This window comes from Microvirga ossetica, assembly GCF_002741015.1.
Lineage (GTDB): Bacteria > Pseudomonadota > Alphaproteobacteria > Rhizobiales > Beijerinckiaceae > Microvirga > Microvirga ossetica.
Genome location: NZ_CP016616.1, coordinates 981,165 through 1,008,032, shown reverse-complemented (window position 1 = coordinate 1,008,032; position 26,868 = coordinate 981,165). Strand labels below are relative to the sequence as shown.

Genomic DNA, 26,868 nt, shown 5'->3' with positions numbered 1-26,868 from the left:
ATGTCGATCAACATTTATCTGATGTGCGCTTTCGCACCTGAGGCATGCCGTCGCTGGAGATGAAGATTTTCGCTGTGGCGCCACCTCCGGTGCAGGGCTCCGAGAGGCCTAGACTGACGTTCTACCTCTTTGGAGTAGTTGCAAGTTCAGATCCCGCAGTCGAACCTCTTCGGTTCCGCAGCAATGCGGGTCATTAATTCTTCAGAATATTTTCCAAGCAGGGTGGTTCATGTCGGCAATTACTTCCTACAGCATGACAGGAAATGCCTATATCGATGGAGTGCTCGGTAATTTCAAATGGGCGAGTAATAATATAAGCTACAGCTTTCCGGCGAACGGGTCCTATTACGGAACGAACTACGCCAATGCGGAAAATGTCACGAATTTCGGCACCCTCAGTGGCGTGCAGCAGACGATGGCCCGCGAGGCCCTGCGGATCTATTCCACGGTCGCGAATCTCACCTTTACCCAGCTCGACGAGACGATGAGCCAGCACGCAGATCTGCGTTACGGCCAATCCGACAGAACCCCCTCCGCCTGGGCCTATGAACCGAGCACCAGAGGGGAGGGAGGCGACGTCTGGTTCAACCGCTCCATCGGCTATTTTGTCGATCCGGTGAAGGGGGGATATGCCTACCAGGTCTTCCTGCATGAGACCGGCCACGCGCTCGGTCTCGACCACCCGCATCAAGGCAACGTCATGCCGATCGACCGGGACTCGCTGGAATACTCGATCATGAGCTATCGCTCTTACAAGGGTGGCTCCGAGACTTCCGGCTTCACCAACGAGGCCTGGGGCTATGACCAGTCGCTGATGATGTACGACATCGCAGCCGTGCAGCAGATGTACGGCGCGAACTACGCGACGAACAGCGGCAACACGAGCTATAGCTGGAGCCCGACGACCGGCGAGATGTTCGTCAACGGCGCCGGGCAGGGTCGGCCCGGCGACAACAAGATCTTCCTGACGGTCTGGGACGGCGGCGGCACGGACACCTATGACTTCTCGAACTATGCGGGCGGTCTCAAGATCGATCTGCGCCCCGGCGAATGGACCACGACATCGGCGGGCCAGCTCGCGCGGCTGAAATCGGACGGCTCGCAGACCGCGGTCGGCAACATCGCCAATGCGCTGCTTCATCAGGGTGATACACGCGCGCTCATCGAGAACGCAATCGGCGGTTCCGGCAACAATACGATGACCGGCAACGACGGGATCAACCTGCTCAAGGGTGGGGCGGGATCGGACAAGCTCTACGGACTCGCGGGAAACGACATCCTCGACGGCGGCCTGGGAGCGGACACGTTTTACGGAGGAGCAGGGGCGGATATCTTCGATTACAACTCCACGAAGGATTCGCTTTCGTCATCGCGCGACACGATTCAGGACTTCCTGCGCGGCACGGACCGGATCGATCTGCGCAGTATCGATGCCAGCACCAAATCGAGTGGAAATCAGGCCTTCTCCTTTATCGGCTCTAAGTCCTTCGCGGGTCACGCGGGGGAGCTGAACTTCGTCAGCGGCGTTCTGTCGGGCGATGTGAACGGAGACAGGACCGCCGATTTCCGCATCAAGATCGCGGTATCGTCGCTTGCGACAGGGGATTTCTATCTCTGAAGCAGTTGCTGTGATGGAGGTTCGATGAGCGAGTGGATCGATTTCGAACGCTGGCCCGATTGCGTCCGGATGGAGCGGCCGGGATATGTGTTCGAGGTCAGGAACGGTGAGGGGCGAATCCTTCAGACGCCCTGCACCGTTCCGCTCCAACTCCCCTTCGACTGGACGTCGCCGCCCGTGCGGTTCCGGCTGGTCGAGGAGCAGAGTCCACGTCACTCGACGCCCGTTCCGCGACCGCAGAGATGATGCGTGTCACGAAAGGGCGCGGCCGACGGTCATGGCCGAGCGGAAGCTTTCATCGCTATCGATGAAGGCGGGTTCGGTGCCGGCGCCGACCGCGTCGAAGAAGCGGCTGACGAAGCAGCGGAAGGCAGCGCAGAGGGCGATGTCGCAGATCTGCCGGTCGGAGAAGCCAGCGGCGCGTAAGGCATCGATATCGGTCTGGGAAATGCCGGAGGCATCCTGCGCGACCTTCTCGGCATAGGAGAGCATCGCGACATCCTTGTCCGGCAAACCGGCCTTGCGGAAATCGCTCTGGACGGCGAGCACGGCCTCCTTCGATCCGAGATCGTCGATGAGCTGCTTGCCGTAGACATGGGAGCAATAGGTGGAGGGGATCTGCTTGGCGGCAATGAGCGTGATCAGGCGCCATTCACGCAAGCCCAGCGAAAACCCGGCGCGGATCCTGTCGGAGAAGTCGGTGTAGATCGGCAGCAGGTCGGGACGGGCGGTGAAGCATTTCGCGGCTTCCATGACGAAGCCGAGTTGCGCCTTCTGCTTCTCGTAGATCTCCGCGACCCTGCCCGTGGCCTCGTCTTCCTCGATCGTCTGCAGGAACATCCGATCCTCCCTCACATCGATCCGATCGGGAAGTGTAGCAGAAAGCCCTGTCTCCTGCAGGCCGCGCTCAGGCGAGCGCTTCGCCCGAGAGCGTTTTCGCGCCGAGAATGGACTCGACGAGGACGAGGGCCACGGGAGGAGGCACGTCGCGCATTTCCCGCAGAAGCCCCCTAATCGCCGAGAGCGGATAGGAGAGGGCGGGGTGGAGGGTGAGGAAGATCCTGATTGCGTCCTTCCGAGTCATGCCCAGAGCGGTCAGGGCGAGCGCGAGAAGTCGATGACGCCCGATCTCGAGCACCCGCCATTCGGTCGCAGCGGGAAAGCCGAAAAGCGCGGTCAGCCGGCTTTCCAGTTGGCCGGGATCGCCCGTGAGACCTGCCGCCACGAGCCCGCCGATATCCGGTTCGCTCAGCGTGAATGACAGGTTGACGCGCCGATGAGCGAGAAGGGTGCCGAGGCGCTCGCGGATCGAGCGACGGCGCTCGGCATTTGCCATCAGATAGAGCGCGGCTTCGTCCGTGACGGCGAGGTCAGTGCGGTCGAGAAGGATGCGGCCGAGGCCAGGGCGATGATGCGCCCTGCGCAGCAGCTTTCCGAAGGCGGGATGGGTCGAAGGAAAGGCCGGATTGGCGGCAAGTGCATCCTCGGCTGCATCCTCTCCCAGCACCAGCAGATCCTGCAGGATGTCCGGATCGAGATCCGACTGCGATGCGAGATGCAGCCGCCCCGCGGAGGTCGCGAGCAGCCGGCGTCCCGGTGCGGGCGAAGGCTGCTTCGCGTGCTGGCGCGTCGCATCGCGCGCGTCGTGCGAATGCCGGGCGATGTAGTCGAGAATGGAGGCCGGCGTGTCCGGGCAGGGCGCGAGAATCCGCGCGAGCTCGCGACGCGTGCCGACATCGGTCCTCGGCAGGAAGCCAAGGACGAGAGCCTCGAAGGTCTCGATGCTCTCGCGGTCGCGCGCGGGAGCGGCGACGAACATCTGTGCATTCACTTTCAGGAGAGCGGCGCGTGCATCGGCATTGCCGCTGTCCGAGGATGCGAGATTCGACAGGTCCGACCAGGGATCGGGATTCGCGGAGGACGCCATACGAAAACTCGCTTCAACGCAACTCACCGGACGCTAAGCGCTGTTCGTTAGAGTCTCTTTAACGAGTTCGAACCGAACCGCTTTTTGATGCGTCCCGGCGCGGAACATAAGCGTGGCAGCGATTGTTGTTTTCATGTCAGACCAGGGCTTTTTCTGCAGCGCGCCGCCCGACGGAAACGAACTGTTAACCATACCTCTCTTTTTGTGAGTCAGTCATCGAGGCGAGCGGCGGCACGACAGAGGAGGGCACGATGCAAGACTTATGGACCAGATCACCGGCTGTGGTGATCGCCTTTCCGGACAGCGCGGAGCGGCCGCAGCGCCCGCTCCCGTCCGCCGGCGAGCCAAGAGGTGAGATTCTTCTCTTCACCGGCGTGCGGTATGAGAGGCCTTCGCCCAATCCCGGCCCTTCCCGCCCTATGGCCTCGAACGGTCCCGGACGTCGCCGCTCTTAGGCCCTTATCGATTTCAGTGACGACGGGGCGCCGTTAGGCGCCGGCGACCGGCTGTACCATCAGCACCGCATCCGGTCCGTAACTCGAGAGCTTCGCCTCCAGGCCGGGAACGGCCGCAGCGCGAAATCCGACCTTCTCCCAGAACGCCTGCGACCCGTTGACGGCGACGAGCGACAGATTGTCGAAGCCTGCCGCGCGTGCATGCGCGATCAGCATCGCTGCCGCCTGCGCGGCATAACCCTTTCCCCGAGTCGCCGGCAGCAGGGCGACGTCATGGATGTAATAGGTCGTGGCCCGCTCGGGGAGGTTGCCCAGAGGCTCGTTCAGAGGCGGAGGTTCGCCGAAGCGCCAGGGATGCGTGAGCGCGTAGCCGATCGCAGCCCCGTCCTCGACCAGCATGAGGCATCCCTGCGGATAGAGGCGCTGGCGCTCGGCCAGCACCTCGAAATCCTCCGGATGGTCGACATGGATCCGGTCCGCGAGAGCCTGCACCTGCGGCAGGTCCTCGGGCGTCATCGTGCGCCAAGGCATGAATCTATTGGTCCTGCTCGGCGGTGCAGGAGACCGCCGTCGCCGCTTCTTCCGCCTGCGGCCGCAGGCTCGGCATGGGCGCGGCCACGCGCACGATCACAAAGCCCTGCTGCTCGGGCGAAACGATCCGCACATCGCGGGACGGATCGTTCTCGTCTTCCGCCGCGCGCGCCTCGTCGAGCTGGCGCGCGGTCATGGCGACGATCTCGAGCTCTCCGCGCACCGCAGCGCGATCCGTGACGGCGAAGAACACGCCGCCCGATTCCTTATGGAAGGAGAAGGACACGGGCAGCGTTCCGGTGCGTGTGGCGATGCGCATGGGGCCGTTGCGCAGATCGAAGGCGCAGGCGGCCACCGCGACGGCCGGATCGGGCCTGGGCAGCCATGTGTTCTCACCGCCCGGTGCGCTGACGATCTGCGCCTTATCCGCAGTCAGCGTCGGCTGCATCTTGGCGAAGGCATCCTGCTCGGCGAGGTAGGGGCTCGCCAGGATGGCTGCGATATGGACTCCGACGGCGATCACGAGACCACAGAGGGTGGCGATCAGGAAGCGACCGAATCCTCTCATGCGCCGCATCCCAGGCGCTGGATGGCAGGAAAGTCGCTTTCCTCGAGATTGGTGGCGGCTGCTCCCGGCGGATCGTAGAGGCGTAGGGAGATCGTGAACGGGCCATTGGCCGGCAGCTGCAGCCAGTTGCCGGGCTGCAGGCTGCGGGAGAGCGCAATGGTGAAGCGGTCCTGGCTGTCCCGGAGCACTTCGGCCGAGGTGAAGCTCCGGCGTCCAAGCTCCGTCGCAGGCAGGCGGCCTTCCCCGTCATAGAGGGTGACGGTCCAGAGGCGGGCGACGGGTGCGGTCGTGCCGATGGTGTAGGTGCAGGCAGAATCGAGCGGCCTGCCGTCGCTGTCCTGTCCCGCGAGGAAGCCCAACCCTTCGCCGGTGGCGAGCGGGACGTCGCCCCGGTGGGCGAGGATGGCGCGCATATAGGGGTCGGCCTCCGGCGAGCCGAGCTTCGGCCATGACTGCCAGGGGCCGAGGCGCAGGCTGCCGAAGGGCGGGTTGCCGTTGATGGCCCGATAGGCCGTGCCCAGGCCGAGCGCCAGCGCCAGCAATAAGGCATAGACCACGAGAATGGCGGTCGGGACGCGGCGAACGGAAACGGTCGATAGCATGGTCATGGGCGCGCGCATGGGAGCGGCCGCAGGGGCGTTCGTCAAGGGGGCCTCGGTCTGCATTCGGCTAAGGCATCGCGACCTGGCGGCGAACGTCGGCCGCGGCCGAGCCGCCCGGCGTCCCCGGCACTTTGCCCGTGGTGACCGAGCGGTCAACGGACTGGAACAGGGTGCCGATGGTACCCAGCACCTCATAGGACCGGCGGGAGAGCGTGCCGGCGAGATAGCCCTGGGCCGGCGCCTGAGCCGGATCCGCATTCTGACGTCCCGCCGAGGCGACACGGTTGGCATTGGCCGGGCTCGCTCCCGGGATCGGGCGAATCTCGAGGTTCTGGTGGGCGAGGTTCATCACCTCGTGCCAGGTCATCGCGGGAAGCGTGCCGCCGGTCATGTCGTTCATCGGCGTGGAATCGTCGTTGCCGTACCACACGCTGGCGACCAGGTTGCCGGTATAGCCGACGAACCAGGCGTCCTTGTAGCCGTTGGTCGTGCCGGTCTTGCCCGCAACCGGAATGCCTTCGAGCGCCGCGCGCTTGCCGGTGCCTTCCTCGACCACCTTGTTGAGCATGAAGTTCATGTCTTGCACCACACGGGTGTCGAGCACCTGCTTGGGCGGCGTGTCCCTGTCATGGCGATAGATGACGTCGCCGGCGGAGTTGCGGACTTCCCAGGCGGCGTAAGGGTCGGCCCGTTTGCCGCCATTGGCGAAGACAGCATAGGACGCCGCCATGTCGATGGGGGTGACCTCGGCAGCGCCGATGGGGAGCGAGCTCGAATCCGCCAGCGGATGGGTGAGGCCCATGCGCTTCGCCGTATCGACGATCACGGCGCGGCCGGCCTTGGCGTTGCCCTTGCCGATCTCGACGGACATCTGGACGGGGATCGAGTTGATCGAGCGGGCCAGCGCCGAGACCAGCGGCATCGAGCCGGAGAAGGAGCGGCCGTAATTCTGCGGGCACCAGTTGCCGAGGCAGATCGGCCGGTCAACGACGATGGAGTTAGGCCGCAGCTTCGGGTTGGTGGTGAGCGCTGCCGCGTAGACGAAGGGCTTGAACGAGGAGCCCGGCTGGCGCAGGCCGCCCGTGGCACGGTTGAACTGGCTCTGGCCGTAATCGCGCCCGCCGACGATGGTGCGCACGGCGCCGTCCACGTCCATGACGACGATGGCGCCCTGACCGGCTTTATACTGGCGTCCATGCTGGCGCAGCATGTTTTCCAGCGTCTCTTCGGTGTGACGCTGAAGGGCGGTGTCGAGGGGCGTCTTCACGATCAGCACCCGCTCGTTGCCGAACTTCTTCTGCGTGGCGAGACCCTTCACCTGCTCGAAGGCCCAGTCGAGATAAAAGTCCGGAGTCGTCTCGCGTTCGCGGTTGACCGGGGTCGCGGGATTGCGGCGGGCGGTCTGGATCTGGCCGTCGGTGAGGAAACCCGCCTCCACCATGTTGCGCAGAACCTCATTCGCCCGGGCACGGGCGGCCGGCAGGTTCACGTGCGGGGCATATTTGGTCGGCGCCTTGAACAGGCCTGCCAGCATCGCCGATTCCGCGAGCGTCAGATCCTTGGCCGGCTTGCTGAAATAGTAATCCGCCGCCGCCACGACGCCGTGGGCGCCGCCGCCCATGTAGGCGCGGTCGAGATAGAGCTTGAGGATCTCGTCCTTGGTCAGGTGGAATTCGAGCCAGATCGCCAGGAAGGCTTCCTTGATCTTGCGCTCGAGGGAACGCTCGTTGGTCAGGAACAGATTCTTGGCGAGCTGCTGAGTGATCGAGGAGCCGCCCTGGACCACGCCGCCGCCCTGGGCATTGACGAGGAGGGCGCGGAAGGTGCCGATGGGGTCGATGCCCCAATGCTCGTAGAACCGCCGGTCTTCCGTCGCCAGCGCCGCCTTGATCATGTAGTTGGGGAAATCCTCAAGCTTGTAGGAATCGTCGAGATGCAGGCCGCGGCGCCCGACTTCCTGGCCATAGCGGTCGAGGAAGGTGATCGCGAGGTCCTGGGTCTTGAGCCAGTCGTCTTCGGTCTCGCGGAAGGCGGGGAGTGCGAGCGCCAGCATCGCGACCGCGCCGACCGTGCCGAGGGTGGCCGCCTCGCTGGTCAGATCCAGGAGAACGCGGACAGGGCCGCGAAAGCGCAGGCATTTCAGCTTGTCCGAATACCATCCCCATGCCCCCGCCAGGCCGCGACGGCCCTGGAAGAGCGCGGAATTGAGCCACGCGTCAAATCCCAGCGCCGCGCGCTTGATCCGCGTCATAAAAGGGATGGGAGGCTGGTGGCTCACGGCGGTCCTTCGGGGCAGGTCAGGGGCCTGACTACCCTGTTATGATCGTTGAATTCCCTGGCGGCAACGGCTACGCGTGACGAGGTTGATATAATAACTCAGAACCCTGTTTGTAGGTTCACGGAGATTTACCTCTTCCGAGGTATGGGCTGCTCCGATGTGCCGTTTAGCACCTTCCATTAAACCGCCTCAAAGACAGTTCAAAGCGCCCACATGCCAAATGCCGCACTTGCCGATAAGTCCGAGCCGGAAGACCAACCCTTCTGGCGCGTGAAGACCCTCGACGCCATGAGTCTCGCCGAATGGGAGAGCCTGTGCGACGGCTGCGGGCGCTGCTGCCTCGTCAAGCTCGAGGACGAGGATACCGGCGAGGTGATGTACACCGATGTCGGCTGCACCCTCCTCAACGACCAAAGCTGCCGCTGCCGAGACTACCCGAACCGCCAGGCCAAGGTGGCCGATTGCGTACGCCTGACGCCCGATGCCGCGCGCAGCCTCTCCTGGCTGCCTCATACCTGCGCCTATCGCCTGCTGGGCGAGGGGCACGACCTCTACTGGTGGCATCCCCTCGTCTCCGGCGATCCCGAGACGGTCCATGGGGCAGGCATCTCCGTCCGCGACCGGGTTGCCGGACCGGAAGAGGACTTCACGGTAGCGGAACTCCTGAATCGCATCACCGACTGGCCGATGGAGGACCCCGGCGCCTGAGGCTGCCGGTGGAAAGCGCGGGAAAGGCCAGAGCGGCCTCTCCCGCTGCCGGTCAGCGCGACGCCTTGTAGAGCTTGGTGGCGATCTCGAACATTTCCTCCGGGGCATAATCCGGCGTGAAAGCCGAGGGTACGCCGGTGAGCTGCTGGATCTTGCCGCCTTCGGGCATGCCATCAACCACCATCAGCTCGCCCGGAGGATCGTCAGGCAGGGCCACCTCGCCGTTGCCCCAGATGCCGGCCATCTCCTTGTAGTCATCCGGGCTGAACGTGTAGAGGCGCCTGTGGGAGCCTTCATCCAGATACTTCTGGCATTCGGGGATGTTGCCGAGGGGGATATTGGGCGTGGGCAGCATCTTCTCGATCTCGACGCCTGTGATCTTCTTCAGCGCCAGGGCATAGGCGTGGGCATGAACCGAGCCGCGCACGAGAAGATAGCCGCAGACCTCGCGCCCGGTTGGATCGGTCAGGGTCTCATAGACCCGCAGCTTGTGCAGCCTCGCGCCGCATTCGAGATGGAAATTGTGCAGGAGATCGAGCACGACGTTGCCGGTCGTGGTGATGAAGTCGTTGTTCCACGACTGACCGTTGCTGTTCACCGGCATCGCACCGCCACCGCCCGACAGAAAGGCCGCGGCGAGGCGGATGTCCTTCATATCCTCGAAGGGTGCATCGGAAATGTCGCCGCCGTCCTCCTCGTCGCCGTCGTTGTCCGGTCCGTTGTTCAGCATCGCGACCCCGTTGCTGACCAGCTCCACGTGGCCAATCTCCTCGGCCGTGATGGCGGCAACGAGGCTGTAGAAGGGCCGGAGCTTGCTCTTGCTACGGAAATTGAAGCTCTGGAACATGTAGTTCCCGAGCGTGGACATCTCGCCGTACTTGCCACCCAGCAATTCCTGGAGAGCTGCGGCAGCATTCGGATCTTGGCGCTTCGGCGCCGGCAGGTCGATCTGCAGCTTATCGACACGTAGGAACATGAAGTCTCCTCCCTGGGGTCAAGTCCTCCCAACAAGTGGGGAGCCGGCATGTTCCATCGCCCATCGCACCAATCTGATCGTCGTCCGCCTCGTAGCAGGCGAACTTGCTTTCGCCCCAATCAGCAAGCATTCAGCTTGCCTATGCGACGATCGCAATGAGTGACGCGAAGCGATTCGATTTCGTGAACCTGAACCGCATCATCCTTGGCTTTGTGCAGCCTTTCCTCGCGCTCCTGCTGATGACAGGCATAGCGCAGGCGGAGCCATGCCTGTTCGATGACAACGATCGCGCCCGCATCATCGAGCACACGCTCGATACGACCAGCATCCTGACCGACGATGTTGTCCAGGCGGAGAAGATTGCGTCGGATGAGGCCGAGGAAGGCCATGGGTTCGGCTACGCGCTGCTTCCCAGCTGGACCGGGATCGTTCTCGACCAGGCCCGCCTGATCGAGAACGGCCGCGCCTCGTATCCCACCGCACCTCCGTCCCATCGGCCCTGCGCCGCCCCGCCCACCGGTCCTCCACTCGTCTGAAGCGCCTGCTGCGCCCTTCGCGCCGCAGGAATAGGCGCGCGTGTCCACGCGCTTTTGCCCGGGCTTCGCCAAGCGTCGAAGCCTCCCGGCGTCGGAACGATCCGACGCCTCAGCAACAGACGAGAGATCTCCCCATGCCTATCCATGCTCTGCGCGCCGCCGAGCCCAATTCCGGCCACGACGCCCTCTCCGAGGTAGGAAGCATTGAAGCGGCGGGTGCCGCATCCGAGGCCCCCCTCCAGCCGAAAGCCCCTTCGTCCGCGCGGAATTGGCGCGTGCTCCTGCACCGGGCCGCGCCCGCCGGACTCGTGGCGATCATCGCCGCCATGGTTTACCTGCTGGCTAAGTTGCTGGCCGGGCGCGATTTCTCAATGGTAGCTGCGAGCGCGCTCGGCACAAAGCCGCATGTCATCGTGCTGTCGCTGCTCTTCAGCGCCCTCAGCTATTGCGCGCTCACGGGCTACGATGTCTTCGGAGTACGCGCGGCGACAGACAAGTCGGTGCCTTTCAGGACCATCGCCGCCGCGTCCTTCACCAGCTATGCCATCGGGCATACGCTCGGCTTTCCTCTGTTCACGGCCGGCGCCGTGCGGTGGCGCATCTATGGCGCTGCCGGCCTGAACCTGGCCGAGGTGGCCAAACTCACGGCCGTGGCGGCTCTGACCCTGTGGACCGGCATGGCGGCCGTTCTCGGCATCAGCGCCACCCTGGAGCCGCAGGCTCTCGCCGCGCTCGACCGTCTGCCCGTCGGCCTGAACCAGGCTCTGGGCATCGCGCTGTTGCTTGCGCTCGCCGGCTACGTGTTCTGGGGCCGTAGGGGCGAGCGTGCGATCGGCCGTGGCGAGGCGCGGGTTCGACTCCCGGGGGGCAAGGCGGCCGTCGCCCAGATCGTGCTCGGTCTCGTGGACATCTCGGCCGCTGCGGCCGCGCTCTGGGTCTTCCTGCCGCCCGATATCGACATCGGCTTTCCGGCCTTCGCAGCTTTGTTCGCCGGCGGAATCCTGCTCGCCATCGCCAGCCATGTTCCTGCAGGTCTCGGCGCCTTCGAGGCGGCGCTCCTCCTGGCTCTGCCCGATGTGCCCACGGCGGAGCTCGTATCTGCCGTCCTGGTCTGGAGGCTGACCTATACGCTGATCCCGTTCCTGATCGCCGTGACGATCTTCGCTATCCATGAGATGCGCCGCTCGGAGACGCAGTTCTCGCATACAGCGCGCCGCATCCGGAGGTTCATCCTGCCTTTCGTGCCGGCTGCGCTCGCCGCTCTCACGTTCCTCGGCGGCCTCGTCCTGCTCACCTCCGGCGCCTTGCCCAGCGATTATTCGCGCATCCGCGCCCTGCGGCATCTGGTGCCGCTGCCCTTCGCCGAGGTGTCGCATCTCGTCGGCAGCACGGCGGGCGTCGTGCTTCTCATCCTGTCGCGCGGCCTCATGCGCCGTCTGTCGAGCGCCTGGACCCTAGCGGTGCTGGTGATCGGCGCCGGCATGGTTGTGTCGCTCGCCAAGGGCTTCGACTGGGAGGAGGCCCTCGTCCTCGGCGCCGTGCTGGTGCTGCTCCTGACCCACCGCTCTTCCTTCTACCGCAAGGCCGGCATCTTTGCGGAGCCGCTCGAGCCGCGCTGGCTCGTGGCCCTCGGCTTCGTCCTCGGCTGTTCCATCTGGCTCGGTTTCACCGTCTTTCAGGACGTGGATTACAGCCACGATCTCTGGTGGCAGTTCAGCTGGCAGGACGACGCTTCGCGCTTCCTGCGCAGCAGCCTCGTCGCCGTCGTCATCGGCGCGGGCCTGTCGCTCTACGCGATGATCCATCGCTCGCCGGGTCGGCAGCGGGCCGAGCCCTTGCGGCTCGATGCGCTCACGCCTGCGCTCGCCCACGCGGAGCGCGCCGATGCGCATCTCGCGCTGCTCGAAGACAAGCGCTTCCTCTTCCATGAAGCTGGCGATGCGTTCCTGATGTATGCGGTGCGCGGCAAGAGCTGGATCGTCATGGGCGATCCCATCGGCTCACCCGAGCGCGCCGCCGATCTCATGTGGCGCTTCCTCGAGGAGGTCGACCGCCATGCGGGATGGCCAATCTTCTATCAGGTCAGCCCGACGCATCTGCCGCTCTATCTCGACGGTGGCCTGTCACTCGTGAAGCTCGGCGAGGAGGCCCATGTGGATCTCGCCGAGTTCACCACGGAGGGAAAGGCCGGCAAGGATTGGCGCGCGGCGCTCAACCGGGCGAAGCGCGAGAGCTTCGAATTCGCAATCGTTCCCGCTGCCGAGGTGCCTGCGCATCTTGCCGAACTCAAGCGCGTGTCCGATGCGTGGCTGACCGAGCGCGGCGCCGGCGAGAAGGGCTTCTCCATCGGCTTCTGGTCGGCGAGTTATCTCTCGCGCTTCGACGTCGCCATCATCCGCCGCGAGGGACGCATCGTCGCATTCGCCAACATCTGGTACGGCCAGCCCGGCGGCGAGATCACCATCGATCTCATGCGCCACCTGCCCGAGGTTCCCGGCATCATGGACCTCCTGTTCGTCAACCTCATGCAGGAGGGCAAGGCGAGGGGATATCGCTGGTTCAACCTCGGCATGGCGCCGCTCTCCGGCCTCTCCGGCCACCGCCTTGCTCCCAGCTGGCACAAGGTCGCGGCCTTCGTCGCGCGCAACGGCGAACGCTTTTACGGCTTCAAGGGGCTGAGAGCCTACAAGGAGAAGTTCAAACCGGTCTGGGAGCCGCGCTATCTCGCCAGCCCGGGCGGCTGGGCCCTGCCGCAGATCCTGCTCGACGTCACGAACCTGATCTCGGGCAGCCCCGCGAAGACACTCGGCAAGGGAGCAAGGTCATGAGATTCGTTCGACCATTCCGCGCCATGGCGACTCTGCTCGCGCTTATCGCGCTGATGCTGGGGAGCGTCCTTCTGGGGCGTTCGGCCCTCTCGGCTCTCACGCCGCCTGCGATCTCCACGATCTCGATCGATGTAGACGGTTTCGGCCCGGTCGAGGTGGTCCGCTCGGATCGGCCCGCTCGGGGTCTTGTGATCCTGGTGGCTGGCGCGTCCGATACGGATGCGCGCCGGCAAGATGCCCAGGCGCTTGCCGACAACGGCATGATCGCCGTCTCGTTCGACTTCGATGCATTGCGGGCCGACTTCGCCAAGTCGCCTCCGACGGATGAGTGCCACTATGTCTCCGACGACCTGAAGGATCTGGCCCAGGCCGTTCAGCGCAAGCTCGGGCTCGGGCGCTATTTCTTCCCGGTCATCGCCGGGCGCGGCGACGGCGCAGCCTTCGCCTATGCGGCGCTGGCCCAGGCGCCGGTGAACACGCTTGGCGGCGCCATCGGCATCGGCTTCCAGCCGCTCCTGCGCACCGACAGGACCTATTGCTTCGAGCCGGCACTGGAGAGAGCGGGCGACGGGTTCTTCGCCCTGCGCCAGGAACCCAACCTGCCTGCACCCTGGAGGGCGATCGCGCCTGAGGGCGAGCGCCAGCGCATCGAAGCGTTCGAGGGGGACAGCGACGATGTCGATTTCGTGCCCGCGACAGGCGAGGCCGAAACTCGGCAGGCCCTCGTCGACAATGCCCTGGAACTCGGAAAAACGGGCGAGCGCGGTCATTCGGAGCTTCCCGTGTCGATCATCAAGCCCGAGGGAGCGGTGACCAGTCTTGCGATCATCGTCTCGGGCGACGGCGGCTGGCGCGACATCGACAAGTCCATCGGCGAGTGGCTGGCGCAGAAGGGCGTTGCCGTCGTCGGCGTCGACTCGCTGCGCTACTTCTGGTCCAAGAAAAGCCCGCAGGACGTCGCCGCCGATCTCGGCCTGCTGTTCGATCATTACGGCGCCGAATTCGGCACGGATCGCTATGCCATCGTCGGCTTCTCCTTCGGCTCCGACATCATGCCGGATGTCTGGCCTCAGCTGCCGAAAAGCGTCAAGGACCGCGTCAGCCTCGTGTCCCTGCTGGCGCTCGGCACAAACGCGGATTTCGAAGTGACCGTCGAAGGCTTCATCGGCGCCGCATCTCCCGAGAGCCGTCCCCTCGGGCCCCTGCTGCACCAGCTGCCGCTCGAGCGGACGCAATGCATCTACGGCAAGGAAGAGGCGGATGATCACGAGACATTGTGCACGGCCCCGGAACTCGACGCCGCGCAGCGCATCGCGCTCGACGGCGGCCATCATTTCGACGGCGACTATGCGAAGGCGGCCGAGGCGATATGGGAGCGGCTGGAGAGTGCGAAGCCGGTTCCCTGAGTAACTCGATCAGCGTTCTCCGTCGTTGCCGGGTTCTCCCGGCACCTCCGTCCGCTCGCCCAGCGTCTCGCGCACGTAGAGCTTCTTCACCAGCACGTAAGCCACGACGGCGAGTGGGAAGCCGAAGATCAGGCCCAGCGTTCCGAAGAGGACGCTGCCGATCAGGATGGCGAAAAGCGCCAGGGCAGGGGGAATGCTGATGACGCTGCGGGCGACGAGCGGGAAGATGACGTTGCCTTCGAGCTGCTGGATCACGATGACCGCGAGAACGGTCCAGAGCGCGGTCTCGCCGCTGATGCTGAAGGCGATCAGCACGGCCGGGAGTGCGCCGAGGATCGGGCCGAGAAACGGGATGAAATCGGCAAGGCCTGCGATGAGACCGAGCGCGATGGCGGAGGGCAGGCCGATCAGCCAGAAGGCCATGGCCGACAGGACCGCGACGCAGCTCATCGCGATGAGCTGCGACGTCAGCCACAGCCGCAGAGCCTTGCCCGAGGCTTCGAGCGTGCTTTCCACCCTCTCGTGGTGGCGGATGGGAAAGAGCTTGACGAAGCCCTGCTCGTAGAGACGCGGCGCCGCGGCGATGTAGAGGCCCGCGATCACCACGAGGATGAAGTCGGCCAGCCCGTCGAGGATGGCGCCGCCGATGCCGGCAAGGCGCGCCGCCATACCGCCGGCCGGCGCATTGTTCACGATCTCCGACAGGTCGTCGCTGACCGGGCCGATGCCGAGATGTTTTGAGAAGTTGTCGAGGGCGAAGGGAAGCCGTTCGACCACGCTGGAGAACTGCGACCGGACTTGGGTTCCGAACAGCGCCATGATCGCGAGGAACAGCGCAAAGATGACGAGGCTGGCGAGGGTCAGGCTCCAGCGTTCCGGGACGCGAAGAAAGCGGACGAGCGCGTCGGACGCCGCGTGCAGGAGAATGGCGACCAGCACGGCACCGAAGGCGAGGAGGAGGACATCGGCCAGCTTCCAAAGGAGGAGGGCCATAAGCCCGAGACCGAGCACGATCAGGGTCTTGCGCACGAACTCCGCATCCCCCATCAGCCCTCGAAAGGAACGGTCTCGATCGTCCATCGTTTACGCCTCACTCGTTTTGTCCCGACAATCCAATCGAAGCGGGGCGGCGTTGTTCCCTCGATATCGCCCGATGTAGTTATTCAGGTCTTTCAGGCTACATCGTCCTGGCCTGCCCGTAATCTCCCTGATGCGTTTCCAGACGACGGGAACGTATTGTAATGTTCTTTGTTATCGTGCCATGGAGGAAAAGCGTATGACTTCGAATGTCATCTGTTTTGTTCTCGGTGCTGTGTTTCCTCTCGCGATGGTGGGGTGGCTGTTCGTCCACTGATCTATGTTTATACATGGCGCGGCCGAGAGGGGTGTGCCGGAATGATCGTATTGTCGCGTATCGAAAAGCCCGCCTGGGATGTCAGGCGGGCTTTTCGATAAGTGTGGCTCGAAGCTTGACGTTTATTTGTTCGCGGCGGCCGCGCGCTTGCTCAACTCGCGCTGAAGGGCCGATGGCAGCTCGAGGCCGGTTACCCGCCATGTGGTGCCGCTGAGCCGCAATGTAATCCGGAACTGCCTGTCCTTCGGTTCGTCCACAGGAAACGGAATCGTGATCGCGCGGAAGCCCTGCGATTCCGAAAAAATGAAGGTTCGCCACATCCTCCCGAGCGCTTCCGCATCGAGGCCGGTCGGGATAAGCGGACCGCTTCCGGCGGCGCTCTGCTGCAACTCTCCGTCGTCGAGAAGATCGATCAGAGCCTGCGGCGTGACGAGGTTTTCCAGCACGGGATTGAGGGTGGCCGTACCGGCCTGTGTGGCGGCCTGCCGGTCGACCCCGGCGAGATCCTGCGTCTTGAGATATTCGCCGAGGACCTGCCGCGCGAGCGAGACGCGAAGCGCGTTGAAATTCACGCGCTCGGCGATCCGCGCAACATCGCGCGCCTCGACGGCCTTGGAGAGATCGTAGAGCGCGACGAAGGGCGAGACCATGAAGATGGCCCAGGCCAGCAGGATGAGAAAGCTGATACGAAAGGTCCAGCGCATCGTCGGTCGACCGCCTCGCGAAGATCAAGCATCGGACGGCATCATGTGGCCATTGTCCGGCCAATAAAAAAGGGCGATCGGAGGATCGCCCTTTTTCGGATCGGCTTTTCGACCGGCGTCAGCCGCGGGCGCGGGCGCGGATCATGAAGGTGTCGTAGGCGTATTCGGCCACTTGGAACCAGAGGTACTCTTCGTTCCGGAAGCCCTTCACCGCGTCGATGACCTTCTTGAAGTCGGCGTTCTTGGCCGAGACTTCGTCATAGACCTCGTTGGTCGCCTTGTAGGCGGCTTCCAGGATCTCCTGCGAGTACGGACGCAGCTGCGTGCCGGCGCCGAGCAGGCGGCGGAGCGCCGCCGGGTTGCGGGCGTCGTACTTGGCGAGCATGTCGTTGTTCGCGTAGCCCGAAGCGGCGGTCAGGATCGCCTGATACGCCTTCGGCAGCTCTTTCCATTTTCCCTGGTTCACGAACAGATGGATCGCCGGGCCGCCTTCCCAGAAGCCGGGATAGTAGTAGTACGGCGCGACCTTCGAGAAGCCGAGCTTCTCGTCGTCGTAGGGGCCGACCCACTCGGCCGCGTCGATGGTGCCGCGCTCGAGGGCGGGGTAGATGTCGCCGCCCGGGATCTGCTGCGGCACGGCGCCGAGCTTCTGCAGCACCAGGCCGGCGATGCCGGCGATGCGGATCTTGAGGCCCTGCAGGTCCTGAACGGTCTTGATCTCCTTGCGGAACCAGCCGCCCATCTGCACGCCGGTGTTGCCGGCGGGCATGCCGTAGAGGTTGTGCTTGGCGTAGAACTCGTTCAGCAGATCGTTGCCGCCGCCCTGGTAGAGCCAGGCATTCATCTGGCGGGCGTTGAGACCGAAGGGGGCCGCCGTGCCGAGAGAGAAGGTCGGATCCTTGCCGAAATAGTAATAGGAGCAGGTGTGGCCGAGCTCGACAGTGCCGTTGCCGACCGCATCGGCGATCTGGGGCTGGCCGACGATTTCACCGGCGGCGAAGGGCTGGATCTGGAACTTGCCGTCCGTCGCTTCCGAGACGAACTTCGAGATCACTTCGGCGCCGCCATAGATGGTGTCGAGCGATTTCGGGAAGCCGGACTGCAGGCGCCATTTGATCTCGGGCATCGACTGGGCGATGGCCGGAGCGGCAACCGCGGTCGAGGCGGCGCCGATGGCGGTAGCCTGCAAAAACTGGCGACGTTTCATTGTAGATTTCCTCTCTGGATCGTGACTTCTGCCACTTGGGCCCTATTGAACTGAATTGGGTTGCATTCGCAAGAAGCGCGAGGACACTATCGACTAATGATCTATGGCCTTGTGAAAATGGGCCCCGGTCTGCTCAAGAAAGAGGCACGTCGACGGTGCAGACCACCCCGGACGGCTCGTAGATCAGGCGCACCTCGCCGTTGAGCTCCCGCGCCAGCCCTTCCTAGATCAGCCGCGAGCCGAAGCCCTTGCGGGTGGGGGCTACGACGATGGGACCGCCGCGCTCCTCCCAGCGCATGACGAGGCGCAGGCCCGAAGCGGATTTGAGCGTCGACCAGGAGATGTGAACCTCCCCCTCGGCGGCCCCGAGCGCGCCGTATTTGACGGCATTGGTGCACAGCTCGTGCAGGGCCATCGACAGGTTGAGGGCCATCGGCGGCGCGACGCGAATGTCCGGCCCGTCCACCAGAAGCCTGCCGTTCTCGTCGGCAAGGTCGCGATAGGGCGCGAAGGCCTGGGCGACGATTTCGTCGAGGCTGGCGCCTTCCCAGTTCTCGCGGGTGAGGATGTCGTGGCCGCGGGCGAGGGCGAAGAGGCGGGCCTCGAAGCTCGCATAGGCGGAGGGGAGATCCTCCCGATTCCGGTCCTCTTGCCGCGTCCTGATCCCACGGAAGCTCTGTGCGGCGAGCGACTGCACGGTCGCGAGCGTGTTCTTGACCCGGTGATTCAGCTCGTTGAGCAGGAGCCGGAGATGCTCCTCGGAGCGCTTGTGCTCGGTGATGTCGATCTGGATCCCGTCCCAGACCGTGCCGCCGTTCTCGAGCTTTCTGGGGGTCACGATCACGCGATGCCAGCGGGCTTCGCCCGTCTTCGCATGCCACATCTCGAATTCCGTCTCGAATTCCTTGAGCGTGCGATGACCTTCCAGCTCCCGGTCGAGGATCCTCTGCCGGTGCTCCGGCAGGACGAGGTTGTAGAGCAGGCCCGGATTGGCCTGCACATCCTCGGCGGGAATGCCGGTGAGCCGCTCGCAGGTCTTGGAAACGTAGAGCACCCTGCGGTCGTGGAAATCGGAGGAATGGCTCGTCTGGTAGAACATGCAGGTGGGAGCGTTGTTCGCGAGTGCGCTCAGGCGCGCCTCGCTCGCCCGCAGCTCTTCCTCCGCCTGTCGGCGCTCGGTCCAGTCGCGGAAGCTGACGCCGATGCCGCCGTTATACGGAAAGACGTGGAATTCCAGGTAGCGCCCCTGGCGTCCGACCGATTCCGACTCGAAGGACAGCGGCTGGCCGGAGGCGAAGACCTCCTCGTAGCGCCGTCGCAGGGCGGTGCCCGCGGAGGCGGGGAAGACGTCCCAGATCATGCGATGGAGCATGGCCTGGCGCGGAACGCCGAAATAGGTCTCCGCCGCGCGGTTGATGTAGGTGAAGCGCCATTCCGAATCGAGGGAATAGAACGCGTCGCCGATGCCCTCCAGGACCACGGCGAGCTGGGCGCGGACCTTGGCATCGATCGAATGGGCAAGCGCCTGCTGCAGGGCGCCGTCGAGGGTCCCTCTTGGAATGCTGGAGATCGAGGCGACCAGGTCGCCAGTCAGTTGCTCCAAATCGTCAGGCGCGGCCAAGGCGGGGCTGGGCATGCTCATCAGCGATCAGCATACGCACGATTTCGAATGCTAGCAACGTAGTAACATATTTCGTTTTGCCGCTAAACATTAGCATTGACTAATTATTTAGTGAGTACTAATTGATTGATTATGACCGAAGCCACTCCGATCGATGCCGTGATGCGCGCCCTTGCCGATCCGACCCGGCGGGCGGTTTTCGAACGCGTGGCCGGCGCCGCGGAGATCTCGGTGGCCGAGCTGACGCGGGGCAGCGGGGTGACGCAGGGCGCCATCTCGCAGCACCTGAAGGCCTTGAAGCAGGCTGGCCTCGTCGCAGAGCGGCCCGAGGGACGGAAGGTCTATTACCGAGCCAAGCCCGAAGGGCTCGCGCCGCTGGTCGACTGGATGAGCCATTACGGCGTGTTCTGGCGCGAGCGGTTCGCCAGCCTGCGGAGCCTTCTGAAGGAGATCGACCCATGAACGACGTCGCAGTCAAACCGGACACGCAGGAGATCGTCGTCGACGAGGTCTTCCCGCATCGGCCGGAGACGATCTGGAAAACGCTGACGAGCGGCGCCCTGATGGCCCGCTGGATGATGGAGCCGACCGGCTTCGAGCCGGTGGCCGGCAAGGATTTCACCTTCCAGACGAGGCCCGCGGGCGAATGGGACGGCACCATCCGCTGCCGGGTGCTGGAGGCGATCCCGAACGAGCGCCTCGTCTATGCCTGGACGGGCGGCCACGAGGGCAATGACGGATACGGCTCGCGGCTCGACACGGTCGTCACCTGGACCCTGTCCCCGGTCGCCGACGGGACGCGCCTGCGCCTCGTCCATTCCGGCTTCGTCCTGCCGAGGAACGACACGGCTTACCGCAACATGAGCGAGGGCTGGAGGAAGGTCGTGCGAAACCTCGGCGATGCGGTGGAAGGACTGAGCTGACTAAATAGTTTCACCAAATCGTAGTCGTGAGATGCATGCGCATTCCCTCCCCCTTGTGGGGAGGGTTAGGGCGGGGGTGCCGGCGCCAGACCTTCATAGGCTATCGCTCACACCCCCACCTCCAACTCCTCCCCACAAGGGGGAGGAGGGCTTGCCCCGCGCTCTGACGTCTCAACGAGCCAAGCTAATAAAACGCATCGCGCTGGAGCGCATCACGGGAGAAAAGCGATATGAGCAAACCCTATACCGGCGGATGCGCCTGCGGCGCGATCCGCTACGAGATCTCCTGCGAGCCTTTGGTGATGACCGATTGCCAGTGCCGCGACTGCCAGCGCGAAAGCGGCACCGGGCATGGCTCGCACCTGACCTTCCCGCGCTCCGGTGTGACGGTCACGGGCGAGGCGACCCATTGGGACATGGTGGGCGACAGCGGCAAGGCGAAGACGCGGGCCTTCTGCCCGACCTGCGGCTCTCCGGTCTACATGACGGTCGCCATTGCCCCGGATGTCTTCGTCGTGCGCGCGGCGAGCCTTGACGATCCCGGCCGGTACAAGCCGCAGATGGTGTTCTATACCGCGAGCGGTCAGGCCTGGGATCGCATCGATCCGGACCTGCCGACATTCGAGCGCATGCCGCCGATGTGACGCTGGGGGAGAGGACGGCCTTGAGGGGAAAGAACTCGGCGACTCGCTTGCGGTGTACCTCTCCCCGGCGGGGAGAGGTCGAGCGCAGCGAGGGTGAGGGGGTACAGGTTCAACCGGAGAGGGCGTAACCCCTCACCCGCGCCTCCGGCGCGACCTCTCCCTCAAGGAGAGGTGAACCCGAGCCTCGTCTTGAGAAGCGATGTCACTCCCTTACCCGCTTTGATCTCTCGCAGGGATCCCAAAGCGAGCCAACGGCAATTAACGAGCCAGACTCTCAGGACTCGGACTGGGCGTGGTTCTTGTCGATGGACGTGTTCTTGGGAATGCTGAACACTTCCGCCGCGCAGATGAGCGTGAACAGCACGATCACGCCGCCGATTTCGGCAATGTTGACGAGAGTGGAAGAGAAGTCGCCCACATAAGCGAAAGCGCCCATGACGAGCGCGACAACAGTAGCCCAAAAGAACATGGGCTTCCTCCCGGCAAAGCTTTGGATGCGGACGATGAACCTTTTAGGTACCCAAAAGTTCCTAAGGCCAAGCTAAAAGATTCCGGAGACTTGCGTTTCACGCAAGGGGGTGCGGCGCCCTAATTCGCTAAAATCGAGAAATTTTTCTCAGAAAGCCGAACCGCATGCGTGCCATCGTCGACCGGATCGTGCCGCAAATCGAGGGTCCCGACGCTGCCGTGCTGGAGGAGGCGCGCGATAAATCGCGGTTGCCGCAAGGTGACCAGGATCGGTTTCTGCATCGGCTCCCGGCCTTCCACGCCATCGAGTTCATGCCGCCCAACACGCGGCTCCCGTGGCCGGGGCACTTGCGGATCGCGGCGCTGAATGCGGAGCGGCTTACGGACCGCCCGGCGGTGCGCAGGCTCATCGGGCGATCCGGCGCCCATGCGACCCTGCTGAGCGAGGTCGATCTCGGCATGGCGCGCTCCGGCAATGGGCATAACCTGCGCGACCTCGTTGCCGGGTCGGGGGAGGGATATCTCTACGGAGTCGAGTTCGTGGAGCTCGATCTCGGCAGCGAGGACGAGATCCGCCGCCATGCCGGCGCGCGCAATGCGGCGAGCCTCCACGGCAACGCCATCGTGTCGGCGCTTGCCCTCGACGCGCCGCATCTGATTCCGCTCGAAGAGAACGGCCTGTGGTTCCACGGCGTCAAGGGAGCCCAGCACCGGATCGGCGGCCGCATGGCGCTCGCCGCACGCGTTGCCGAGGCGCCGAAGCCGCTCTGGCTCGTGAGCACCCATCTCGAAAGCAAGACCGATCCGGCCGACCGGCAGGCGCAGGTCGCAGCCCTGCTGCGCGCCCTCGACGCCATCGCGCCGAACGACCCTTGCGTCATTGGCGGCGACTTCAACACCAAGGCGCTGCCGCGCGGCGAGAACGAACGCCACCTCTTGCTCGACTCGCCGGAGCGCTACGAGCCCCTCTTCGCCGACCTGCGCGCCGCCGGCTTCGAATGGCAGCATGCGAATCTCGCCCTTCCGACCCAGGCACCGGGCCCGGCGAACAAGCACGAGCCGCCCTTCGGCAAGCTCGATTGGATCGTCGTTCGCGGGCTCGAGGCAAGGACGCCGCAGGTCGTCCCCGCGGTGGACGAGGCGGGCAGGGCAGTCTCGGACCATGAGATGATCGTGGTGGATCTCACCTTCCCGGATGCCCAACCCTAAGCCTCGCAAGGCTTTCCGCCTGGGCCGGGCGCGAAATCGTCGCGTCGGGGAACCAAAGAAAGGTTTCCTGTTTATTGGCCTCCTGTTCTGATTTTGGCCTCTGAAACGCGTCACATTATCCATAATTTCCTGAAGGGAAGAACCTTTGGTGAACAGGTCTGGGCTGCCGATCCGACGACGCGGCATAGCGGTACGGGTGGCGATGAGGGAAATATCGGCTTGACAGCGCGACGCTCTTAGAGTACAAAACGTGAACACTGACGAAGTGTGAATGAAGCCCCCCGCCGCATTTACCCGGTCGGTAACCTCCGCCGCTCAAGCCCCGCTTGGGCGGTTTTTTATTGGCCGGTTGCATGCCTCAGAGAATCGAGATTTCGGACGAGATGAAGCAGAAGGCTTGGGACTGGTACGCCCGCGAGCCCAAGCGCCATCTGCCGGAGATTCGAAAACTTCTCGGGGTCAGTGCGGGCACATTCGTCCGGCTGCGGCAGCGCTGGGGCTGGCCGCCGCGGCAGGCTGCTCTGGCGCAGAATGCGCTGAGCAAGGCCGCGAAGGACAGCGACGGCGTCGCCGGCCTCGCCAAAGCGGCAACGGCCTCTCTGAACGACGCGGCGCGCGCCCTGGCGCAGGCGACGCGGGTGCAGATCGACGCGCTCATGGACGAGCAGCGAACCGGCCGCGCCAAGGATCACGACAAGACAGCCCGGAGGCTCGCCTCCCTTGCCAGGACGCTGGCAGCCGCCCGGGCGCTTCTGGACCGGGAAGGCTCACAGCTCGATGAACACGAGCAATCAAACGACAGACCCCGTCGCAGCATCCACGAACTGCGCGACGAACTTGCTCACTATCTTGACCGGGTTATCGCGGAAGAGGAGGCTCGCGGACGCGACGGTCTCCTGGTCTGAGGACGATTTCGAACGTATCATCCGTCACTGGCCGATCCGCTGCCGGCCCGAACAGCGCCTGCCGGGCCTCGCCCGCGTGCACGAGCCCTGGACCATCTGGCTCATGCTCGGCGGGCGCGGCGCGGGCAAGACCCGCACCGGCGCGGAATGGGTGCGCGGCATCGCGCTCGGCGATCCCGATTTCGCAGGCCTGCCGTCGCGCCGCATTGCCCTCGTCGGCGAGACCTTCGCCGACGCGCGCAACGTGATGATCGAGGGTCCGGCCGGCATTCTGGCCATCCACGACCGCCGCGAGCGCCCGGCCTGGTCGCCGTCACTGCGCAAGCTCGAATGGCCGAACGGCGCGGTGGCGCATGTGTTCTCGGCCGAAGACCCGGATTCCTTACGCGGCCCGCAATTCGAGGCCGCCTGGGCGGACGAACTCGCCAAGTGGAAACATGTGGAGGAGACCTGGGACATGCTGCAATTCGGCCTTCGCCTCGGTTCGCATCCGCGCCAGATGGTGACGACGACGCCGCGGCCGATCCCGCTGCTGAAGCGCTTTCTCGCCGATCCGCAGGTCGCGGTCTCGCGGGTGCGCACCGCCGACAATGCGGTGAACCTGGCGCCGGTCTTCCTCGACACGGTCATGCGCCGCTATGCCGGCACGCGGCTCGGGCGGCAGGAACTCGACGGCGACATCGTCGAGGATCGTCCCGATGCGCTCTGGACGCGCGACATGATCGAGACCAACCGCACCGATGCGGCGCCGCCGCTCATGCGCATCGTCGTCGCCGTCGATCCGCCCGCCTCCTCCTCGAAGCGCGCGGATGCCTGCGGCATCGTAGCAGTTGGCGTGGACGAGGGCGGCATCGCCTATGTGCTGGAGGATGCGAGCGCATCCGGATTGAAGCCGCCCGAATGGGCGCAGAAGGCGGTGGCGCTCTATCGGCGGCTCGAGGCCGATGCGCTTGTCGTCGAGACGAACCAGGGCGGCGAGATGGCGACCGGCGTGATCCGCGAGGTCGATCCCGCCGTGCCGGTGGTGAGCGTGCGCGCGACCCGCGGCAAGTATCTGCGCGCCGAGCCGGTCTCCGTGCTCTATGCGCAAAGCCGCGTTCGGCATGTGGGTGCGTTGCCCGAGCTCGAGGACGAGCTGTGCGATTTCGGCCCGGGCGGCCTGTCCTCCGGCCGCTCGCCCGACCGCATGGACGCGCTCGTCTGGGCGCTCACCGAGCTGATGCTGCGCGAGAAGCGCGAGCCGCGGGTGAGGGTGCTTTAGACGGGCGGTCGACGCTTTGAAGACTTGTCTCACCCTCTGTCCTCATCCTGAGGAGCCGCTGAAAGCGGCGTCTCGAAGGAGGATCCAGTGCTCTCTGGAAACTCCTTCGAGACGCAGACTTACGTCTGCTCCTCAGAATGAGGGGTCATATAGCGGAGGCAGAGTGAAGGTCTGAACATCGCCGAGGCATAAGAACGCCCCAGCCGAAGGATGATGTTCACGCACATCTCCGGCCGGGGCGCCGTGACTCCCGTAGGGGCAAGAAATGGAGTCACGTTCAATGAAGCTATGCCATGGCCGCGGATCCTCAACGCTCCTCATGGGGTGAGCCTTTCGGGCCATCGCGGCGCGAAAGAGGGATGAGGAGGACGGCGCTCGAAGAATGAGGAAGGTGCGGTCTTTTCGCTGCAGGGCTGGGGCGGATGGCAGTCCATCCGTGCCGACCCGCCCCGCCATCTGCCTCATGTCGTCCCCATAGGAAAGGACGACAGAGCCCGAAAAACCGATGGTCGCGCCAGCCGAAGGGGAAACCAGCTCGGCTGGCGCGTGAATGTCGTCGGGTATGCCCCTGCAACATCTAAATATTACCCTAAGGCATGTGACGCCCCAATGACGAAACGGCCGAAACTGCCTCCGTCTTCATCACCCTCTGCGGAAGTTGTCGCCAATCTGAATCGCCGGGAGGCAGCTTTGCCGTTTGCACTTGCAGAACGGGTGTCATTCCGGGACCGCGCAGCGGAGCCCGGAATCCATAGCCGCTGACGATGCAGAAAGAAGCGGAGCGCCACACGCTCTTGCTTGATGCGTCGTGATTATGGATTCCGGGCCCGGCTCTGACGAGCCGCCCCGGAATGACAGTGTTGTGCGCTTCCCACGTCACCACTGGCCTTGTGCCTGAATTTTATCTCCTTAATGCCCCGCCAGGGCAGGAGCCTCCCCATGCTCAACCGATTGACCCGCTGGCTGCAGGCCCCGCCCGAGGCCAAGGCCTCGCGTGCGCAGGGCGCGATCGCGCTCTACGTCGCCGGGCGCGCCGTGTGGACGCCGCGCGATTATGCGGCGCTCTCCCGCGAGGGTTTTCAGAAGAACGCCATCGTGCACCGCGCCGTGCGGCTGGTGAGCGAGGCGGCTGCGGCGCTGCCGCTCGTGCTCAAGGCCGGAGGCCGGGAACTGTCCGAGCACGCGCTTCTTGCCTTGCTCGCCAGGCCCAATGCGCGCGAGGGCGGGCAGCGTTTCCTCGAGAGCCTCTACGGCCATCTCATGGTCTCGGGCAACGCCTATGTGGAGGCGGTGAGCCTCGACGGCGCGCCGCACGAACTCCATGCGCTGCGTCCCGACCGCATGCGCGTGGTGCCCGATGCCGACGGGTGGCCGGCTGCCTATGAATATGCGGTCGGCACGCAGAGCGTGCGCTTCGCGATCCGCGAGGACGACGCGCCGCCGCCGATCCTGCATCTCACCCTGTTCCATCCGGCCGACGATCATTACGGCCTGTCGCCGATGGAAGCGGCGGCGACCGCCCTCGACATCCACAACGCGGCCGGCGCCTGGAACAAGGCGCTGCTCGACAACGCCGCGCGTCCCTCCGGCGCGCTCGTCGTCGGCGGCGCGAGCCTCACCGACGCGCAGTTCGACCGGCTCAAAACCGAGCTCGAAGTGAATTACCAGGGCGCCGGCAATGCCGGCCGTCCGCTGCTGCTCGAAGGCGGCCTCGACTGGAAGCCGCTCTCGCTCTCGCCAAAGGACATGGACTTCGTCGAAGCGAAAGCCGCCGCCGCACGCGAGATCGCGCTCGCCTTCGGCGTGCCGCCGCTGCTGCTCGGCCTTCCCGGCGACAGCACGCATGCGAACTATGCCGAAGCCAACCGCGCCTTCTACCGCCAGACGATCATCCCGCTCGTGAAGCGCACGGCGGAATCGCTGGCCCATTGGCTGGCGCCGGCTTTCGGCGAAACGCTTGCACTCGAGCCGGACCTCGACGCCATCGAGGCGCTCGCCGATGAACGCGAGAGCCTCTGGCGGCGCGTGTCGGCGGCGGCTTTCTTGAGCGACGACGAGAAGCGTGAGGCGGTGGGGTACGGGCGTGCGACGGCTGCGAAGGGGAGGCGGAGATAAAAGCGATAGCTGTCACCGCATCCT

25 protein-coding genes are annotated in these 26,868 nt (G+C 64.8%); 13 read left to right on the top strand and 12 right to left on the bottom strand.

Going from position 1 to position 26,868, the window contains the following annotated elements; all coding sequences use genetic code 11:
• The first annotated feature begins 229 nt into the window (after positions 1 to 229).
• On the top strand, positions 230 to 1,618 hold the full coding sequence (locus tag BB934_RS04730; RefSeq protein WP_099508599.1) for a M10 family metallopeptidase: 1,389 nt from the start codon (positions 230 to 232) through the stop codon (positions 1,616 to 1,618).
• A 24-nt stretch (positions 1,619 to 1,642) separates the two neighbouring features.
• A complete protein-coding gene (locus BB934_RS04725) occupies positions 1,643 to 1,864 on the top strand; it encodes a hypothetical protein (protein ID WP_099508598.1) in 222 nt (73 codons plus the stop codon).
• Positions 1,865 to 1,870: 6 nt separating this feature from the next.
• On the opposite strand, the gene BB934_RS04720 is transcribed toward BB934_RS04725, so the two are convergent.
• The 6 genes from BB934_RS04720 to BB934_RS04690 all read right to left on the bottom strand — a co-directional run bounded on the left by BB934_RS04720 (position 1,871) and on the right by BB934_RS04690 (position 7,952).
• Positions 1,871 to 2,458, bottom strand: coding sequence for a carboxymuconolactone decarboxylase family protein (locus tag BB934_RS04720; protein ID WP_099508597.1), 588 nt, complete (start codon positions 2,456 to 2,458; stop codon positions 1,871 to 1,873).
• Positions 2,459 to 2,525: 67 nt separating this feature from the next.
• Positions 2,526 to 3,545, bottom strand: a complete 1,020-nt coding sequence (locus tag BB934_RS04715) for a hypothetical protein (protein ID WP_099508596.1) — start codon at positions 3,543 to 3,545, stop codon at positions 2,526 to 2,528.
• 488 nt (positions 3,546 to 4,033) lie between these two features.
• Positions 4,034 to 4,531 carry a GNAT family N-acetyltransferase gene (locus BB934_RS04705; RefSeq protein ID WP_099508594.1) on the bottom strand — a complete coding sequence of 166 codons (498 nt, stop codon included), beginning with the start codon at positions 4,529 to 4,531 and terminating at the stop codon, positions 4,034 to 4,036.
• 4 nt (positions 4,532 to 4,535) lie between these two features.
• Complete coding sequence (locus BB934_RS04700) at positions 4,536 to 5,099, bottom strand: DUF1254 domain-containing protein (protein WP_099512626.1); 564 nt, start codon at positions 5,097 to 5,099, stop codon at positions 4,536 to 4,538.
• Positions 5,096 to 5,746, bottom strand: coding sequence for a DUF1214 domain-containing protein (locus BB934_RS04695; protein ID WP_157934036.1), 651 nt, complete (start codon positions 5,744 to 5,746; stop codon positions 5,096 to 5,098). The genes BB934_RS04700 and BB934_RS04695 overlap by 4 nt, the downstream gene beginning before the upstream one ends.
• A gap of 22 nt (positions 5,747 to 5,768) precedes the next feature.
• Positions 5,769 to 7,952: a transglycosylase domain-containing protein gene (locus BB934_RS04690; RefSeq protein WP_237050293.1), complete on the bottom strand. Its 2,184-nt coding sequence runs from the start codon at positions 7,950 to 7,952 to the stop codon at positions 5,769 to 5,771.
• Positions 7,953 to 8,192: 240 nt separating this feature from the next.
• Between BB934_RS04690 and BB934_RS04685 the strand changes: the two genes are divergently transcribed.
• The gene (locus tag BB934_RS04685; RefSeq protein WP_099508591.1) at positions 8,193 to 8,687 is read left to right on the top strand and encodes a YcgN family cysteine cluster protein; all 495 of its coding nucleotides are present in this window, start codon (positions 8,193 to 8,195) and stop codon (positions 8,685 to 8,687) included.
• Between the two features lie 52 nt (positions 8,688 to 8,739).
• Here BB934_RS04685 and BB934_RS04680 read toward each other — a convergent pair whose 3' ends face one another.
• Positions 8,740 to 9,663, bottom strand: a complete 924-nt coding sequence (locus tag BB934_RS04680; RefSeq protein ID WP_099508590.1) for a manganese catalase family protein — start codon at positions 9,661 to 9,663, stop codon at positions 8,740 to 8,742.
• Between the two features lie 155 nt (positions 9,664 to 9,818).
• Between BB934_RS04680 and BB934_RS04675 the strand changes: the two genes are divergently transcribed.
• The 3 genes from BB934_RS04675 to BB934_RS04665 all read left to right on the top strand — a co-directional run bounded on the left by BB934_RS04675 (position 9,819) and on the right by BB934_RS04665 (position 14,433).
• Positions 9,819 to 10,199 carry a hypothetical protein gene (locus tag BB934_RS04675; protein WP_157934035.1) on the top strand — a complete coding sequence of 127 codons (381 nt, stop codon included), beginning with the start codon at positions 9,819 to 9,821 and terminating at the stop codon, positions 10,197 to 10,199.
• A 134-nt stretch (positions 10,200 to 10,333) separates the two neighbouring features.
• Complete coding sequence (mprF, locus tag BB934_RS04670) at positions 10,334 to 13,027, top strand: bifunctional lysylphosphatidylglycerol flippase/synthetase MprF (protein ID WP_099508588.1); 2,694 nt, start codon at positions 10,334 to 10,336, stop codon at positions 13,025 to 13,027.
• Positions 13,024 to 14,433 carry a virulence factor family protein gene (locus BB934_RS04665; RefSeq protein WP_099508587.1) on the top strand — a complete coding sequence of 470 codons (1,410 nt, stop codon included), beginning with the start codon at positions 13,024 to 13,026 and terminating at the stop codon, positions 14,431 to 14,433. Before mprF ends, BB934_RS04665 begins: the two co-directional genes overlap by 4 nt.
• 9 nt (positions 14,434 to 14,442) lie before the next feature.
• Here the strand turns inward: BB934_RS04665 and BB934_RS04660 are convergent, their stop codons facing one another.
• The 4 genes from BB934_RS04660 to BB934_RS48675 form a co-directional block, all read right to left on the bottom strand.
• Positions 14,443 to 15,513 carry an AI-2E family transporter gene (locus BB934_RS04660; protein WP_099508586.1) on the bottom strand — a complete coding sequence of 357 codons (1,071 nt, stop codon included), beginning with the start codon at positions 15,511 to 15,513 and terminating at the stop codon, positions 14,443 to 14,445.
• Between the two features lie 396 nt (positions 15,514 to 15,909).
• Positions 15,910 to 16,491, bottom strand: coding sequence for a DUF2939 domain-containing protein (locus BB934_RS04655; protein WP_099508585.1), 582 nt, complete (start codon positions 16,489 to 16,491; stop codon positions 15,910 to 15,912).
• A gap of 118 nt (positions 16,492 to 16,609) precedes the next feature.
• Positions 16,610 to 17,698 (bottom strand): TRAP transporter substrate-binding protein, encoded by a 1,089-nt coding sequence (locus BB934_RS04650; RefSeq protein WP_099508584.1) that lies wholly within the window; start codon positions 17,696 to 17,698, stop codon positions 16,610 to 16,612.
• Between the two features lie 223 nt (positions 17,699 to 17,921).
• The gene (locus BB934_RS48675; protein WP_175608876.1) at positions 17,922 to 19,340 is read right to left on the bottom strand and encodes a sensor histidine kinase; all 1,419 of its coding nucleotides are present in this window, start codon (positions 19,338 to 19,340) and stop codon (positions 17,922 to 17,924) included.
• A 111-nt stretch (positions 19,341 to 19,451) separates the two neighbouring features.
• On the opposite strand from BB934_RS48675, the gene BB934_RS04635 reads away from it, so the two are divergent.
• From BB934_RS04635 to BB934_RS04625, 3 genes are all read left to right on the top strand, one after another.
• Positions 19,452 to 19,781, top strand: coding sequence for an ArsR/SmtB family transcription factor (locus BB934_RS04635; protein WP_099508583.1), 330 nt, complete (start codon positions 19,452 to 19,454; stop codon positions 19,779 to 19,781).
• Positions 19,778 to 20,242 (top strand): SRPBCC family protein, encoded by a 465-nt coding sequence (locus tag BB934_RS04630; RefSeq protein ID WP_099508582.1) that lies wholly within the window; start codon positions 19,778 to 19,780, stop codon positions 20,240 to 20,242. The genes BB934_RS04635 and BB934_RS04630 overlap by 4 nt, the downstream gene beginning before the upstream one ends.
• Positions 20,243 to 20,472: 230 nt before the next feature.
• Positions 20,473 to 20,886 carry a GFA family protein gene (locus BB934_RS04625; protein ID WP_099508581.1) on the top strand — a complete coding sequence of 138 codons (414 nt, stop codon included), beginning with the start codon at positions 20,473 to 20,475 and terminating at the stop codon, positions 20,884 to 20,886.
• A gap of 274 nt (positions 20,887 to 21,160) precedes the next feature.
• Here BB934_RS04625 and BB934_RS04620 read toward each other — a convergent pair whose 3' ends face one another.
• On the bottom strand, positions 21,161 to 21,355 hold the full coding sequence (locus BB934_RS04620) for a hypothetical protein (RefSeq protein ID WP_099508580.1): 195 nt from the start codon (positions 21,353 to 21,355) through the stop codon (positions 21,161 to 21,163).
• Between the two features lie 164 nt (positions 21,356 to 21,519).
• Here BB934_RS04620 and BB934_RS04615 point away from each other — a divergent pair, with 164 nt between their 5' ends.
• The 4 genes from BB934_RS04615 (at position 21,520) to BB934_RS04600 (ending at position 26,844) form a co-directional block, all read left to right on the top strand.
• Positions 21,520 to 22,563, top strand: coding sequence for an endonuclease/exonuclease/phosphatase family protein (locus BB934_RS04615; protein ID WP_099508579.1), 1,044 nt, complete (start codon positions 21,520 to 21,522; stop codon positions 22,561 to 22,563).
• A gap of 353 nt (positions 22,564 to 22,916) precedes the next feature.
• Entirely contained in the window at positions 22,917 to 23,468 is a 552-nt protein-coding gene (locus BB934_RS04610; protein WP_099508578.1) for a hypothetical protein, read from the top strand.
• Positions 23,413 to 24,729, top strand: coding sequence for a DNA-packaging protein (locus BB934_RS04605; protein ID WP_418294729.1), 1,317 nt, complete (start codon positions 23,413 to 23,415; stop codon positions 24,727 to 24,729). The genes BB934_RS04610 and BB934_RS04605 overlap by 56 nt, the downstream gene beginning before the upstream one ends.
• A 939-nt stretch (positions 24,730 to 25,668) precedes the next feature.
• A complete protein-coding gene (locus BB934_RS04600) occupies positions 25,669 to 26,844 on the top strand; it encodes a phage portal protein (RefSeq protein WP_099508577.1) in 1,176 nt (391 codons plus the stop codon).
• Positions 26,845 to 26,868: the final 24 nt, after the last annotated feature.